Origin of the sequence: Streptomyces sp. NBC_00249, from assembly GCF_026342355.1 — a bacterium.
Taxonomy (GTDB): Bacteria; Actinomycetota; Actinomycetes; order Streptomycetales; family Streptomycetaceae; genus Streptomyces.
Genome location: NZ_JAPEMV010000007.1, coordinates 122,010 through 136,825 on the forward strand (window position 1 = coordinate 122,010; position 14,816 = coordinate 136,825).

The window sequence follows — 14,816 nt, forward strand, 5'->3', positions numbered from 1 at the left end:
CCGTCGAACGAAGCAGCCCTCCCCGACGTGCCCAACATGCCCTGCCGGATGTGGGCGCATGCGGGGGCGGTCGAGGCGTGCGGGTGGCACATGGCCGGAAGTCAGCGCCCCATGCGCCCCGCGGCAACCACGAGCCGGGCCAGTTCCTCGTGGCAGATGTCGCTGTGCGCCCCCGACGGGGCGCCGCCCCGCCGCACCACGGAGCCCGCGTCCACGCTGACGCAACCGGCCCCCGGCAGCCCCCCGCGCAGAGCGGCGTCGAGGGTCAGGCGCGGAGCGCCCGGTACCGCCTGCACCCCGTCGTGCCCGATCGCGCCCCACCGCTCGTCGAAACCGAGCAGACCGGCCGAATCCCCCGCCATCCGGGAGGCCAGCGGATAGAAGACCCGCAGGGCGGAGTCGTAGGAGGAATGGCAGGCCACCACCGGTCCGTCCACCCTGCTCTGGAGGCCGCCCAGCGCGCCGCCGCGCCGCGTGTCGTGGGGGAGCCGTCCGCTGAAGGAGTAGTGGGAGAAGGCTCCTTGGAGCAGCGTCAGCGACTTCAGGTGGCGGGAGCCCTCCGGTGCGGCGCGCAGCGAGAAGGAGACCGCGCGGGCCCCGAAGCTGTGGCCGACCAGATGGATCCGCAGGGCCGGCCGGCGCCGCGCCAGGTCGGTGAGCACCGGACCCAGCCCGCGCTCGCCGACCACCCCCGCCCGCTTCTTCATCTCGTAGTACGTCGCCTGGCGCAGCAGCTCCTTGGCCCCGCCCCACAGTGCGCGCAGCCCGCCGCCGAGCGCGAGTCCGGGCCGCTCGGCGCCGACGGCGGGCGCGTCTGCCTCGGCCAGGGCGTCCGCCTCGGCCAGGGCGTCCGCGAGGGCCCGGCACACCGCGAGCACGTCCAGCGCGAACAGCGCCGGCACCTCGGCCGCGGCCGCCGTCGGGGCCCCGTCGACCCGCGCCACCTCCCGTACCAGCGCCCCGAACTCGACGAGGGCCGCCTCCGACTCCGGCCGCTCCTCCAGCAGTTCGGCCACCCGGTCCAGCTCCGCCTCCCGGCCGGGCCAGAACGCCCCGAGGGCCGCCCGCGTGTCCGGGTCCAGGGTCGTACCCCGGCCCGGTCCGGCGAGGGCGCCGGGAGCCTCGAAGTCGGGTATCGGCTCGTCGGAGAAGCGGATCGAGGGCCATACGACCCCCACGTACCCCAGCCGCACCCCCGCCCCTACCAGCCCCGGGAACGGGGCGAAGAACCGGTCGTAGAGCCGCGTCGCCGTGGAGCGGTCGCTGTTCCATCCGTGCGCGAAGACCAGCAGGTCCGTCGCCTCGATCCGGGCCACCGCCGCCCGCGTGAGCGGATCCACGTCCCCCTGGGCATCGAAGGTCAGCTCCTCGTACGGACCCACCCCGATCCCGCCGCCGTCCGCCATGACGTCCCCCTCCCCGCCGCGCCCCGCGGCACCGCCCGCCGAGCTCGCAGCATCTCGCCGCGCGTGCCGTCCGGCCAGCCCCGCGGCAGCACGGGATCGGCGACCGAGCGGGGCGGGCGTCCGGGTTCACGGGTAGAGCAGGTACTCCTGACGGACCGCCGCGAACCGTGCGAGCCCCGCCGCCCAGTCGCCCGCGATCTCCTCCACCCCCGCCCCCGCGTCCACCATCGTCCGGACCCGGTCCGATCCGGTCAGCCGGTCGATCCAGTGGTCGGCCCGCCAGCCGAAGCCGCCCCACGTCCGGCGGGCCGTGACCAGCAGTCCGATGCCCGTCCGGACCGGGTCGAAGGCCTCCCGGTCGTGCACGACGAGGCGGACCCCGCCGCAGACCTTCCCGGCGTGCTTGGAGAACGACGGCGTGAACCAGGCCTCCCGGAACCACACCCCGGGCAGCCCCAGCCCGTCCGCCGCCTCCGCCCACCGCCGGTCGACGCCCTCCGCGCCCAGCACCTCGAAGGGCGTGGTCGTCCCCCGGCCCTCCGACAGGTTCGTCCCCTCGAACAGGCAGGTGCCCGCGTACGCGAGCGCCGTGTCCGGGGTCGGCATGTTCGGGCTCGGGGGCACCCACGGCAGGCCCGTCGCCCCGAAGAACGACTCCCGCCGCCACCCGCCCGTACGGACCACCCGCAGCCGCGCCGGCCGGTCGGCCAGGAACTCCCCGTTGAACAGCAGGGCCAGCTCCGCCGCCGTCATCCCGTGCGCGAGCGCGATCGGCTCCCGGCCCACGAAGCTCGCGTACGGCCGCTGGAGCACCGGCCCGGCCGCCCGGCGTCCGCCCACCGGGTTGGGTCGGTCCAGCACCACCACCGCCTTGCCGGCGAGCGCGGCCGCGCGCATGCAGTCGTAGAGGGTCCAGACGTAGGTGTAGAAGCGGGCCCCGACGTCCTGGATGTCGAAGACCAGCGTGTCGATCCCGGCGGCGGTGAAGAGGTCCGCGAGCTTCTGCCCGCTCAGGCCGTACGTGTCGTGCACGGGCAGCCCCGTCGCCGGATCCCGGCCGGCCCCCTCCGAACCGCCCGCCTGCGCCGTGCCCCGGAAACCGTGCTCCGGCCCGAACACCGCGACCAGGTCGACCCGTTCGTCGGTGTGCAGTACGTCGACCAGGTGGCGGGCGTCGGCGGTGATCCCGGTGGGGTTGGTCACCACCCCGACCCGCTGCCCGGCGAGCTCCGCGTACCCGCCGGCGGCGAGCCGCTCGAACCCGGTCCGCACCCGCTCGCCGGCCGCCGCCGGGGCCGCCCCGGCGCTCCCCACCGCCCCTGCGGCCCCCACGGCCCCCGCCAGTCCCAGCACCCCGCGTCGCGACAGCGTCATCCGGACAAGCTAGAGGGCGTGCCCCTTCCGCCCCGACATACCGACTGGTTAGTCTGCCCGGGATCCGGCAGTCTGCGACGAGAGGTGACCCCCGTGAGCGCGTACCAGGACCAGCGAGTCGTCGTCACCGGCGCGGGCGGCGGCATCGGCGCCGCCCTCGCCCACCGCTTCGCCGCCGAGGGGGCCACGGTCGTCGTCAACGACCTCGATCCCGCGAAGGCCGCCGCCGTGGCGGCGGAGATCGGCGCCCGCGCCGTCGCGGTGCCCGGCGACGCCTCCACCGTCGCCGCGCAGGCCCGCGAAGCCCTCGGCGGCACCGTCGACGTCTACTGCGCCAACGCCGGACTCGCCTCGGGCGGCGACGCCTTCGCGGACGAGTCCGTCTGGGAGGCCGCCTGGGACACCAACGTCATGGCCCACGTCCGCGCCGCCCGCACCCTGCTGCCCCAATGGCTGGAGCGCGGCAGCGGCCGCTTCGTGTCCACCGTCTCCGCCGCCGGACTGCTGACCATGATCGGAGCCGCGCCGTACAGTGTCACCAAGCACGGTGCCCTCGCCTTCGCGGAATGGCTCTCGCTGACCTACCGCCACCGGGGTGTGCAGGTCCACGCCATCTGCCCGCAAGGGGTGCGCACCGACATGCTGACCGCCGCGGGCTCGGCGGGCGAACTCGTCCTGACGCCGACCGCGATCGAGCCGGACGCGGTCGCGGACGCCCTGTTCGACGGCATGGAGAAGGGCCGGTTCTTGATCCTCCCGCACCCCGAGGTGGCCGACTACTACGCCGCCCGCGCGACCGACCCCGACCGCTGGCTCGGCTCCATGAACCACCTCCAGCGCAAATGGGAGGCCTCATGACCCAGGCGCCGACCCCTGCGTCCCCGGCCCCGGCCTCGGTCCTGGCCGCCGAGCCGCCGCTCCAGCGGGCCGTGCCGGCGGCTTCGCCCTCGGGCTCCGAGCCGGGGGTCGCGCACGCGGTCCCCGGCTCCCCCTACGCCGCCCGGCCGTGGTTGCGGCAGCTGAGCGCCGCCCAGCTCGCCCCGGTCACGCCACCGCCCAGCGTGTTGCACGCCTTCAAGGACGCCGTGGCCCGCGCCCCCCGCCGCACCGCGCTCGCGTACTTCGACGGCCGGATCGACTACTCCGAGGCCGACGCCCTGTCCGACTCCCTCGCCGGGTACCTCGCCGCGCGGGGCGTCCGCCGCGGGGACCGGGTCGCGGTGATGCTCCAGAACACCCCGCAGTTCGTGCTCGCCGCGCTGGCCGCCTGGAAGACCGGAGCGGTGGTCGTACCGCTCAACCCCATGTACAAGGCCGCCGAGGCCGCGCACATCCTGCGCGACTCGGGCGCCGCCGCGCTGGTCTGCGAGGAGCGGGCCTGGACGGCGTACCTGGGCGGGTGCGCCCGGGACGCGGGCATCCGGGTCACCCTGACCACCCGCGACCAGGACCTCCAGACCCGCGACGACCCCCGCGTCTTCCCGGAGCCCGCCGCCCCGGCCCCAACCGCCGCCCCGGCCCCCGCCCCCGCCGCCCCCCGGCCCGCCGCGAGCCCGGCCCCCGGGTCCCGCGCCGCCGCGAGCCCGGCCCCCGCCCCCCGGCCCGTGGTCGCCCCCGGCGGAGGAGGGGCCGAGGCCGTCGACCTCGTAGCCGTGGCCCGCCAGGGCCACCCCGCTCCGGGCGATCCGCGGCTCACCGCCGCCGACACCGCCCTCATCAGCTACACCTCCGGCACCTCCGGCCCTCCCAAGGGCGCCATGAACCCGCACGGCGCGCTCACCTACAACGCCGTCCGCCAGGTCACCGGCCACCCCCTCCCCGAAGGCGCCGGCTACTTCGCCCTCGCCCCGCTCTTCCACATCACCGGCCTGGTCTGCGAGCTCACCGCCTGCCTCGTCAACGCCGGCACCCTCGTCCTCGCCCACCGCTTCCACCCCGGCGCCGTCCTCGACGCCTTCCTCGAACACCGCCCCGCCTACGCCATCGGGCCGGCCACCGCATTCACCGCCCTCGCCGCCCACCCCGCCGCCACCCCGGAGCACTTCGCCTCCTTCCAGGTCCTCTCCTCCGGCGGCGCCCCGCTCCCGCCCGCCCTCGTCGAACGCCTCCGCGCCTCCTTCGGCTTCTACCTCCGCAACGGCTACGGCCTCACCGAGTGCACCGCCCCCTGCGCCTCGGTCCCCTTCCACCTCGAAGCCCCCGTCGACCCCGCCTCCGGCACCCTCTCCGTCGGTGTCCCCGGCGCGCAGACCCTCGTACGCATCCTCGACGAGCACGGCGCGGAGCTCCCCCTCGGCGAGACCGGCGAGATAGCCGTCCGCGGCCCCCAGGTCGTCCCCGGCTACTGGCGGCGGCCCGAGGAGAGCGCCGAGGCCTTCCCCGACGGCGAACTGCGCACCGGGGACGTCGGGTTCATGGACGCCGAAGGCTGGCTCTACGTGGTCGACCGGAAGAAGGACATGATCATCGCCTCCGGCTTCAAGGTCTGGCCGCGCGAGGTGGAGGACGTCCTCTACACCCACCCCGCCGTCCGCGAGGCGGCCGTCGTCGGCGTCCCGGACCCCTACCGGGGCGAGAGCGTCAAGGCCTACGTCAGCCTGCGTCCCGGCGCCCGCGCCGAACCCGCCGAACTCTCCGCGTACTGCGCCGGACGCCTCGCCGCCTACAAGTACCCGCGCGAGGTCGAGATCCTGCCTGTTCTTCCCCAGACCACGAGTGGCAAGATCCTGCGACGGGAACTGCGCGACCGCGCGGCTGAAAACTGTCGGACGGTCGTACAGCCCATGACAGGCGAGGGATAGGAAAGGAAGGCGAGCGCCATGGCCGCCAGGACCACCACGGAGCCCGACGACGGCAACCGGGAGACCCCGGTTCCGCAGCGGCTGCTGGCCGTCGCCACCAGGCTGTTCGCCGAACGGGGCTACGACCGCACCTCCGTCCAGGAGATCGTCGAGGCGGCCGGCGTCACCAAGGGCGCGCTGTACCACTACTTCGGCTCCAAGGACGACCTGCTCCACGAGGTGTACGCGCGGATGCTGCGCCTCCAGCAGCAGCGGCTCGACGCGGTGGCCGGATCCGACGCACCCGTCGAGGAACGGCTGCGGGCCGCGGCCGCCGACGTGGTCGTCACCACCATCGAGAACCTCGACGACGCGATGATCTTCTTCCGGTCGATGCACCAGCTCAGCCCCGAGAAGTACAAGCAGGTACGGGCGGAGCGCCGGCGCTACCACGAGCGCTTCCGCGCCCTCGTCGAGGAGGGTCAGCGCACCGGGGTGTTCGCCACGGCCACCCCCGCCGACCTGGTGGTGGACTACTACTTCGGCTCCGTGCACCACCTGTCCACCTGGTACCGCACCGACGGCCCGCTCACCCCGCACCAGGTCGCCGACCACCTCGCCGACCTCCTGCTGCGCTCGCTGCGCCCCTGAGCGCGGAGCCCTGAGCGCGGGGCCCTGAGCCTTGAGCCCTGAGCCCCGGGCCACGCCGGCGTCAGCGGGCCGCCAGCGCGGGGTAGTCGTTGTAGCCCTCCGCCCCGTGCACGTGCATCAGGAACTCGGGGCGGATCTCGTTGAGCGGGGCGCCCGTGCGCAGCCGCTCGACGAAGTCGGGGTTGGCGAGGAAGCCCCGGCCCAGCGCGACGAGGTCGGCGCCCTCGGCCAGCAGCCGTTCGCCGGCCCGCTCGCCCCCGTCGGCGGCGACCTCCTCGCGGGACAGCACGGGGTTGCCGATCAGCGTGCCGGGCCAGGACTCACGGATCGCCCGGAAGAGGGGCCCCGCCGGGTCCGAGTGGATCTGGTGCAGGTAGACCGGCTCCAGGCCGGCCAGGGCCGCCAGCAGGGGCGGGTAGATCTCCGCGGTGTCGCCCTCGTGGATGCTGTTGACCTCCACCCCCGGGGAGATCCGTACGCCGACCCGCTCGCGGCCGATCGCCTCGGTGACGGCGCGGACCACCTCCACGGTGAACCGGATCCGCTTCTCCACGGACCCGCCCCAGGCGTCCGTCCGCAGGTTGGTGCTCCGCGACAGGAACTGGTGGGGCAGGAAGCCGTTGGCGGCGTGCACCTCCACCCCCTCGAACCCAGCCTCGACGGCGTTCCGGGCGGCCGCCGCGTAGTCGGCGACGGTGGAGCGGATGTCCTCCTCCGTCATCGCGCGGGGCGTGACCCCGTCCCGGAGTCCGCCGGGAGTCCGGAGCGCCTCCGGGAACCGCACCGTGGACGGGGAGACCGGGACGAGGCCGCTGGTGTCGGGGTGGCTCACCCGCCCGGCGTGCTGGAGCTGGAGGAACATCCGCCCGCCGGCGGCCCGTACCGCGTCCGTGACCCGGCGCCATCCGGCGACCTGGGCGGGGGTGTGGATGCCGGGGACGCGCGGGTAGGTCTGGCCGGCGGCGTTCGGGGTGGTGCCCTCGGCGATGATCAGCCCGGCCGAGGCGCGCTGCGCGTAGTGGGTGGCCATGAGCTCGCCCGGAACCCCGTCGGCCCCCGCGCGGTTGCGCGACAACGGGGCCATCACCAGGCGGTTGGGGAGCTCCAGGCCGCCGAGGCGGGCGGGGGAGAGGAGGGGGGAAGTGGCCGGAACCTGCGGTGAGTTCGTCATGCCGGTACCGTAAAACCTCACACTGATGTCAGATTCAAGACCTGGGGTGGGGCATGAGGATCGGTGAACTGGCGGCGCGCACCGGTGTCGGCGAGCGTTCGCTGCGCTACTACGAGGAGCAGGGCCTGCTGGCCTCCGACCGGACGCCCGGCGGGCACCGGGACTTCCCCGAACGGGCCGTCGACCGGGTCATCCGGATCCAGGAGCTCTACGCGGCCGGCCTGCACAGCGCGAAGATCGCCAAGATCCTGCCCTGCATGCGCGACGAGGACGGCGGCCCGGCGGTACGGGCCACACCGGCGCTGGTGGCCGAACTGACCACGGAGCGGGACCGGATCGACCGGATGATCGGCGACCTGCTGCGCTCGCGCGAGGTGCTGGACGAGGTCATCGCGACGGCGGCGGGCCGCGCGAACACCGGACCCGCCGCCTGAGGACCCGCGGACCGCCATGTGCGCGGTGAAGACGAACCGGGCGACCGGGAACCACCCGGTCGCGACGTGCGCCTGGCCGCCCGGGACCGAAGCCCCCAAGCCCGGCGCCGGCCCCGCCCCGTTCCGTCCCGCGGCCTACCGGTACCTCTTCAGCTCCCGCTGCGCCAGCGAGCGCTGGTGCACCTCGTCCGGCCCGTCCGCCAGCCGCAGCGTCCGCGCCGCCGCCCACAGCTCGGCCAGCGGGAAGTCCTGGCTGACCCCGCCCGCCCCGTGCAGCTGCACCGCGTCGTCCAGGATGCGCACCACCGCGCGCGGCGTCGCGATCTTGATGGCCTGGATCTCGGTGTGCGCCCCCCGGTTCCCGACCGTGTCCATCAGCCAGGCCGTCTTCAGCACCAGCAGCCGCAGCTGCTCCACCGTCACCCGCGCGTCCGCGATCCAGTTCTGCACGACCCCCTGCGCGGCCAGCGGCTTGCCGAAGGCCGTACGCTCCACCGCGCGCCGGCACATCAGCTCGATCGCCCGCTCCGCCATCCCGATCAGCCGCATGCAGTGGTGGATCCGCCCCGGGCCGAGCCGGGCCTGGGCGATGGCGAAGCCCGCGCCCTCCTCGCCGATCAGGTTCCCCGCCGGGACCCGGGCCCCGTCGAAGACCACCTCGGCGTGCCCGCCGTGGTCGTGGTCCTCGTACCCGTACACGGTCATCGCCCGGCGCACCTCGACGCCCGGGGTGTCGCGCGGGACCAGGACCATCGACTGCTGGCGGCGCGGGTCGGCGCCCTCCGGGTCGGTCTTGCCCATCACGATGAAGACCTTGCAGTCCGGGTTCATGGCCCCGGAGATGAACCACTTGCGGCCCGTGACCACGTACTCGTCACCGACGCGCTCGATGCGGGTCTCGATGTTCGTCGCGTCCGAGGAGGCCACCTCGGGCTCGGTCATCGCGAAGGCCGACCGGATCTCCCCGGCGAGCAGCGGCAGCAGCCACTGCTTCTTCTGCGCCTCGTCGCCGAACTGCGCGAGCAGCTCCATGTTCCCGGTGTCCGGGGCCGCGCAGTTGGTGGCCGTCGGCGCCAGGTGCGGGCTGCGGCCGGTGATCTCGGCGAGCGGGGCGTACTGGAGGTTGGTCAGCCCGGCGCCGTGCTCGGCGTCCGGCAGGCTGTGCTGGTCCACGAAGAAGAGGTTCCACAGCCCCTGGCGGCGCGCCTCGGCCTTCAGTTCACCGAACACGGCCGGGGTGTCCCAGGGCGAGGCGAGCCGTGCGCGCTGCTCGGCGGCGAGGGCCTCCGCCGGGTAGACGTACTCCTCCATGAACGCGAGCAGCCGCTCGCGGAGTTCCTCGGTCCGGGCATCGAATGCGAAATCCATGCTGATCGGCTCCTCAGCCTTCCTGGCGGTCCTGGAGTGTGGTCAGGCCGTGCTCGATGAAGACCGGCACCAGTTCGCCGATCCGGTCGAAGCCCGCGCCGACGGTCTGCCCGAGCGTGTAGCGGTAGTGGATCCCCTCGAGGATCACGGCGAGCTTGAACCAGGCGAAGGCCGTGTACCAGGCGATCGCGCCGGTGTCCCGCCCCGAGCGGACGGCGTACCGCTCGATCAGTTCCGCGGGCCGCGGATGCCCCGGCGCCCGGCTGGTCGTGCTGACGGGGGAGTCCGCGAGGCCCAGGTCGGAGCTGTACATCACCAGCAGCCCCAGGTCGGTCAGCGGATCGCCGAGGGTGGACATCTCCCAGTCCAGCACCGCCCGGATCGTGTCGTCCGGCCCGCCGATCAGCACGTTGTCCAGCCGGAAGTCCCCGTGCACCACCGTCGGGGCGGGGGAGGCGGGCAGGGCCCGGCCGAGCGCGGCGTGCAGCTCGTCGACCCCGGCGAGCTCCCGCCCCCGGGAAGCCGCGAGCTGCTTGCCCCAGCGGCGCAGCTGCCGGTCGAGGAAGCCCTCGGGCCGGCCGAAGTCGCCCAGGCCCACCGCTGCGGGGTCCACCGCGTGCAGGTCGACCAGGGTGTCCACCAGGGCGAGCACCGCCCGCCGGGTCCGCTCGGGGCCGATCCCGGCGAGCTGGTCCGCCGTCCGGTACGGGACCCCGTCCACGTACTCCATGACGTAGAACGGCGCGCCCAGCACCTCCTCGTCCTCGCACAGCAGGACCGGCCCGGGCACCGGCACGGCCGTGCCGTGCAGGGCGGAGATCACCCGGTGCTCGCGCCGCATGTCGTGCGCGGTGGCCAGGACGTGCCCCAGCGGCGGGCGGCGCACCACCCAGCGCGAGACTCCGTCGGTGACCGCGTACGTGAGGTTCGACCGGCCCCCCTCGATCAGCCGGCCGCTCAGCGGCCCGGCCACGAGTCCGGGACGCGCGGTGTCGAGCCGGCCGCGCAGCCGCTCCAGGTCGAGGCCTCGCGGATCCTCCGGGGCTGGGGTCATGGTGGGCACCTCCGTGCGCAGTTCTCGGTGACGACGTGACGATGGTCCGCAGCCATCATGCCGACCAGTCGGTATGCCGTCCAGGGGGCGGGCCGGGGAAAACTTCCCCCGGCCCGCCTCAGCTCACGCGTGGCACAGGATCGGCGTCCCGCCGTTCATCACCGTCATGTCCCGCAGGACGGCCATGATGTCGAGCGGCGCCCCCTCCGGCTCCCCGGCCAGCTCCGCGTACGCCCGGTGCACGTTCGCCACCAGCCGCTCGCTCTCCCGCCAGGCCGCGAACTCCCCGAGATCGGCCTGCCGCGCCGTCTCCAGAGGGGTCAGCCCCTTCTCCCGGCCCTCCCGGGCCAGTTCGGCGACGTGGCGCAGGTACCGTGCGGTGGCCTCGTACGCCGACGGGTCGGTCAGCGGCCCGTGCCCCGGTACGACGGTCTCCGCGCCCAGCGAGCGCAGCAGCTCCAGCGCCCGCAGTGAGCCGGCCAGCGAGCCCATCGCCAGGAACGGGGTCCCCTCGGCGAACACCAGGTCCCCGGTGAACACCACCCGCTGCCGCGGCAGCCACACGACGGAGTCCCCGGTGGTGTGCGCCACGCCCGGGTGGATCACCTGCACCTCGCTCGAGCCGACGTGCAGGGTCAGCCGGTCGCCGTACGTCAGATCGGGCGCGGTGATCTCTATCGCGCCGAAGTCGGTGGCGGGCCAGATCAGTTCCAGCTGGTGCCCGGCGGCGAGCTGCTCGGCCCGCGCGTTCTCGTGCCCGACTATGACGGCCCCGGGCGCGAACACCCCGTTGCCGTAGGTGTGGTCGCCGTGGTGGTGGGTGTTCACCACGGTCCGGGGCAGCGGCGCCCCGGCCGCCTCGACCGCCGCCCGCAGGGCCAGGGCCCGCCGCTCGGTGGCGGCCGTGTCGACCAGCAGCGTCCGCCCGCCGTCACTGACGAAGCCGGCGTTGTTCAGGCACCAGCCGCCGTCCGGCTGGACGTAGGCGTACACCCCGGGTGCGGGCTGGACGACGTAAGGCTCTTCGGCGGTCATGGACGCTCTCCCCAGGTCGCGTTGACAGACGCCTCGCATCCTGCCAGCCGCCGCCGGACCCGGGGAGAGCGGGAGGGTCAGTGGTCGTCGTAGTGGCCGTCGTGCTCCGCGTGCCGGTGACCGTCGTGCAGGTAGTCGAGGTGGTCGCCGTGCGGCACCGACTCGTGCCCGCAGTCCGCGCCGTGCGCGTGGGTGTGGCCGTCGTGCGCGGAGTGGCCCGGGCTCTCGCACTCGTCCCAGTGCCCGGAGTGCTCCCGGTGCAGGTGGCCGTCGTGGGCGTAGTCGACGTGGTCGCCGTGCTCGACCGCCCGGTGCCCGCAGTCGGGGCCGTGCGTGTGCGCGTGCGTGGGGTGCTCCTGGTGCAGGGTCGTCATGGCGCAGAGGCTAGTCCGAAACATCCCCGCGTACCCCCTCTGTCCCGCCTCGTGTCGTCGGCGGCCCCGGACCTACCCCGCACGCCTCAGAACACGAGCGCCACCGCGACCACCGCCAGCGCCACCGTGCACGCCACCAGCGCCGACGCCGCCCGGGGCGCGAGCCCCGGGGGCCGGGCCGCCGCCAGGGCCCGGATCCTGCCGTGCGCCACCCCGAGGAAGGCCAGCCACAGCAGCGCGGTCACCGCCGCCCCGGCCACCTCCACCGCCGAACCGGACCCGCGCAGCGCCTGCCGCAGCGCCAGTACGGCCACCACCGAGCAGGCCAGGGTCGTACGCCGCCACGCCAGCCGGGTCCGCTCCGGCTGCAGACCGGCGTCCCGGCCGCCCGCACCGGGACCGCTCACTGCCCGGTCGTCCAGCCCAGCAGCACGACCACCACCATGGCGACCGCGACCAGCCCGACGCCCAGACTCAGCACCACCGGGAACCGCGACAGCGGCAGGTCCTCACCCCGGCGCATGGCCCGCTCGCACCGCACCCAGTGGTTCACCGCCCGCAGCGCGCAGGCCGCACCCACCGCCAGCAGGGCGAAGGCCATGGACACCCGCACCCCCCAGCGCAGGTCCGGCAGGAACTGGTCGACCGCGAACCCGCCGCCCACCAGCGCCAGCGCGGTCCGGATCCAGGCCAGGAAGGTCCGCTCGTTGGCCAGCGAGAAGCGGTAGTCCGGGGTCTCGCCCTCGTCCCTCAGCCGCTGCGGTGCGAACCAGAGGCGCACGTCCTTGACGAAACCGATCATCGGACCAATCTACGGGGACACGCCCCCCGGATCCGGGACCGCCCCGGCCACGCCCACCCCGGCCGCGGCCACCCCCGGCCGAGGTCACCCGGAGCCGCTCACCCCCGGAAAGCCGCCAGCCTCCGGTACGCCTCCAGCCCGTCCGGCACCCACGCCCACTTCCCGTCCGCGACCCGCCGCTCCAGCTCGGCCGGCTCCAGCCACGCGTGCCAGGCCACCTCCGAGACCTGCGGGGACACCGGCAGTCCGCACCGCACCTCGTACACGTACGACCACCAGGCCCCGCCGGGCCCCTCGTAGAGGAACTTGAACAGCGGGAGGGGCCGCTCCAGCCCGCTGACCCCGAGCTCCTCCTCGGCCTCCCGCAGCGCCGCGCCGTCGTAGTCCTCCCCGGTGCCCAGCACCCCGCCCACGAACATGTCGTAGTGCGAGGGGAACACCAGCTTGGAGGCGGTCCGGCGGTGCACGAAGACCCGCCCCCGCTCGTCCCTGGCCAGCACGAACACACACCGGTGGAGCAGCCCCCGCCGGTACACCTCACCGCGCGGGGCCCGCCCGACGACCCGGTCGTCGCGGTCCACCACGTCCAGCACTTCGTCAGCGGCACTCACACCACTCATCCAACCACCCCTGTTGACTGGTTACCGCTCCGTAGCAAAGGATCTGCCCCACCACCGACCGGAGGACGGGCAACCCATGACCTACGACGCTGACGTGATCGTGATCGGAGCGGGCCTCGCGGGGCTCGCGGCCACCGCCGAGCTCGTCGACGCGGGACGCAAGGTGATCCTCCTCGACCAGGAGCCCGAGCAGTCGATCGGCGGCCAGGCCCACTGGTCCTTCGGCGGGCTGTTCTTCGTGAACTCGCCCGAACAGCGCCGCATGCGCATCAAGGACAGTCACGCCCTCGCCCGCCAGGACTGGCACGGCACCGCCGGCTTCGACCGCGAGGAGGACGCCTGGCCGCGCCGCTGGGCCGAGGCCTACGTGGACTTCGCGGCCGGCGAGAAGCGGCCCTGGCTGCACGCCCAGGGCGTCCGCTTCTTCCCCGTCGTCGGCTGGGCCGAGCGCGGCGGCTACGACGCCAACGGGCACGGCAACTCCGTCCCCCGCTTCCACATCACCTGGGGCACCGGCCCCGGCCTCGTCGAACCCTTCGAGCGCCGGGTCCGGGCCGGCGCCGCCCGCGGCCTGGTCCGGCTCGCCTTCCGCCACCGGGTCACCGGCCTCGCCACCACCGGCGGCACGCTCGACACCGTCACCGGCGAGATCCTGGCCCCCTCCGACGCCGTACGCGGCTCCGCGAGCAGCCGCGAGGCCACCGGCACCTTCACCCTGCGCGCCCAGGCGGTGATCGTCACCTCCGGCGGCATCGGCGGCAACCACGACCTCGTCCGCGCCCAGTGGCCCGCCCGGCTCGGCACCCCGCCGTCCCGGATGCTCTCCGGGGTCCCGGCGCACGTGGACGGCCTGATGCTCGGCATCGCGGAGGGCGCCGGCGCGAGCCACATCAACAAGGACCGGATGTGGCACTACACCGAGGGCATCGAGAACTGGAACCCGATCTGGGCCCGGCACGGCATCCGCATCCTGCCCGGCCCCTCCTCGCTGTGGCTGGACGCCACCGGCAAGCGGCTGCCCGTACCGCTCTTCCCGGGCTTCGACACCCTCGGCACCCTCGACCACATCATGAGGACCGGCCACGACCACACCTGGTTCGTCCTCAACCAGCGCATCATCGGCAAGGAGTTCGGCCTCTCCGGCTCCGAGCAGAACCCGGACCTCACCGGCAGGTCGATCCGTGACGTGATCGACCGCGCCCGCCAGGCCGTACCCGGCCCGGTCAAGGCCTTCATGGACAACGGTGCGGACTTCGTCGTCGAACGCGACCTGGCCTCCCTCGTCCGCGGGATGAACGCGGTCACCAAGGAGGACCTGCTCGACGAGGCCACCGTCCGCCACGAGATCGTGGCCCGCGACCGCGAGATCGCCAACCCCTTCACCAAGGACCTCCAGGTCATGGCGATCCACGGAGCCCGCAAGTACCTCGGCGACAAACTGATCCGCACCGCCGCCCCGCACCGGATCCTGGACCCCGGGGCGGGCCCGCTGATCGCGGTCCGGCTCTCCGTCCTGACCCGCAAGTCCCTCGGCGGCCTGGAGACCGACCTCTCCTCCCGCGTCCTGACCCCCGCCGGCGAACCCCTCCCCGGGCTCTACGCGGCCGGCGAGGCGGCCGGCTTCGGCGGTGGAGGCGTCCACGGCTACCGCGCCCTGGAGGGCACCTTCCTCGGCGGCTGCCTCTTCTCGGGCCGTACGGCCGGCCGGGCGGCGGCCGCGGCCACCGCCTGACGCTGCGCCGCGGCG

Annotated in this window: 15 protein-coding genes; 5 read left to right on the top strand and 10 right to left on the bottom strand. The window is 74.4% G+C overall.

Annotation, left to right across the window (positions count from 1 at the left end):
* Window positions 1-101 precede the first annotated feature (101 nt).
* Together OOK31_RS27865 and OOK31_RS27870 are read right to left on the bottom strand one after the other, a co-directional pair.
* Complete coding sequence (locus OOK31_RS27865; protein WP_267090124.1) at window positions 102-1,406, bottom strand: serine-threonine protein kinase; 1,305 nt, start codon at window positions 1,404-1,406, stop codon at window positions 102-104.
* A 126-nt stretch (window positions 1,407-1,532) separates the two neighbouring features.
* Window positions 1,533-2,780 (bottom strand): DUF1343 domain-containing protein, encoded by a 1,248-nt coding sequence (locus tag OOK31_RS27870; protein WP_267090125.1) that lies wholly within the window; start codon window positions 2,778-2,780, stop codon window positions 1,533-1,535.
* Window positions 2,781-2,864: 84 nt separating this feature from the next.
* On the opposite strand from OOK31_RS27870, the gene OOK31_RS27875 reads away from it, so the two are divergent.
* The 3 genes from OOK31_RS27875 to OOK31_RS27885 are packed head-to-tail and all read left to right on the top strand — an operon-like array spanning window position 2,865 to window position 6,211.
* Window positions 2,865-3,638: an SDR family oxidoreductase gene (locus OOK31_RS27875; RefSeq protein WP_267090126.1), complete on the top strand. Its 774-nt coding sequence runs from the start codon at window positions 2,865-2,867 to the stop codon at window positions 3,636-3,638.
* Window positions 3,635-5,581, top strand: a complete 1,947-nt coding sequence (locus OOK31_RS27880; protein WP_267090127.1) for a class I adenylate-forming enzyme family protein — start codon at window positions 3,635-3,637, stop codon at window positions 5,579-5,581. The genes OOK31_RS27875 and OOK31_RS27880 overlap by 4 nt, the downstream gene beginning before the upstream one ends.
* A gap of 18 nt (window positions 5,582-5,599) precedes the next feature.
* Window positions 5,600-6,211, top strand: a complete 612-nt coding sequence (locus OOK31_RS27885; RefSeq protein WP_267090128.1) for a TetR/AcrR family transcriptional regulator — start codon at window positions 5,600-5,602, stop codon at window positions 6,209-6,211.
* Window positions 6,212-6,272: 61 nt separating this feature from the next.
* Here the strand turns inward: OOK31_RS27885 and OOK31_RS27890 are convergent, their stop codons facing one another.
* Window positions 6,273-7,382: an alkene reductase gene (locus tag OOK31_RS27890; RefSeq protein ID WP_267090129.1), complete on the bottom strand. Its 1,110-nt coding sequence runs from the start codon at window positions 7,380-7,382 to the stop codon at window positions 6,273-6,275.
* Between the two features lie 53 nt (window positions 7,383-7,435).
* Between OOK31_RS27890 and OOK31_RS27895 the strand changes: the two genes are divergently transcribed.
* A complete protein-coding gene (locus OOK31_RS27895; protein WP_267090130.1) occupies window positions 7,436-7,816 on the top strand; it encodes a MerR family transcriptional regulator in 381 nt (126 codons plus the stop codon).
* A gap of 135 nt (window positions 7,817-7,951) precedes the next feature.
* On the opposite strand, the gene OOK31_RS27900 is transcribed toward OOK31_RS27895, so the two are convergent.
* From OOK31_RS27900 to OOK31_RS27930, 7 genes are all read right to left on the bottom strand, one after another.
* Entirely contained in the window at window positions 7,952-9,184 is a 1,233-nt protein-coding gene (locus tag OOK31_RS27900; protein WP_267090131.1) for an acyl-CoA dehydrogenase family protein, read from the bottom strand.
* Window positions 9,185-9,197: 13 nt separating this feature from the next.
* A complete protein-coding gene (locus OOK31_RS27905) occupies window positions 9,198-10,238 on the bottom strand; it encodes a phosphotransferase family protein (RefSeq protein ID WP_267090132.1) in 1,041 nt (346 codons plus the stop codon).
* Between the two features lie 123 nt (window positions 10,239-10,361).
* A complete protein-coding gene (locus tag OOK31_RS27910) occupies window positions 10,362-11,273 on the bottom strand; it encodes an MBL fold metallo-hydrolase (protein ID WP_267090133.1) in 912 nt (303 codons plus the stop codon).
* Window positions 11,274-11,350: 77 nt separating this feature from the next.
* Window positions 11,351-11,647, bottom strand: coding sequence for a hypothetical protein (locus OOK31_RS27915; protein ID WP_267090134.1), 297 nt, complete (start codon window positions 11,645-11,647; stop codon window positions 11,351-11,353).
* 86 nt (window positions 11,648-11,733) lie between these two features.
* Window positions 11,734-12,054 carry a DUF202 domain-containing protein gene (locus OOK31_RS27920; RefSeq protein WP_267090135.1) on the bottom strand — a complete coding sequence of 107 codons (321 nt, stop codon included), beginning with the start codon at window positions 12,052-12,054 and terminating at the stop codon, window positions 11,734-11,736.
* Complete coding sequence (locus OOK31_RS27925) at window positions 12,051-12,449, bottom strand: YidH family protein (protein ID WP_267090136.1); 399 nt, start codon at window positions 12,447-12,449, stop codon at window positions 12,051-12,053. The genes OOK31_RS27920 and OOK31_RS27925 overlap by 4 nt, the downstream gene beginning before the upstream one ends.
* Window positions 12,450-12,547: 98 nt before the next feature.
* Window positions 12,548-13,069: an NUDIX domain-containing protein gene (locus OOK31_RS27930; protein WP_267090137.1), complete on the bottom strand. Its 522-nt coding sequence runs from the start codon at window positions 13,067-13,069 to the stop codon at window positions 12,548-12,550.
* A gap of 76 nt (window positions 13,070-13,145) precedes the next feature.
* Here OOK31_RS27930 and OOK31_RS27935 point away from each other — a divergent pair, with 76 nt between their 5' ends.
* Window positions 13,146-14,801 carry an FAD-binding dehydrogenase gene (locus OOK31_RS27935; RefSeq protein ID WP_267090138.1) on the top strand — a complete coding sequence of 552 codons (1,656 nt, stop codon included), beginning with the start codon at window positions 13,146-13,148 and terminating at the stop codon, window positions 14,799-14,801.
* Window positions 14,802-14,816: the final 15 nt, after the last annotated feature.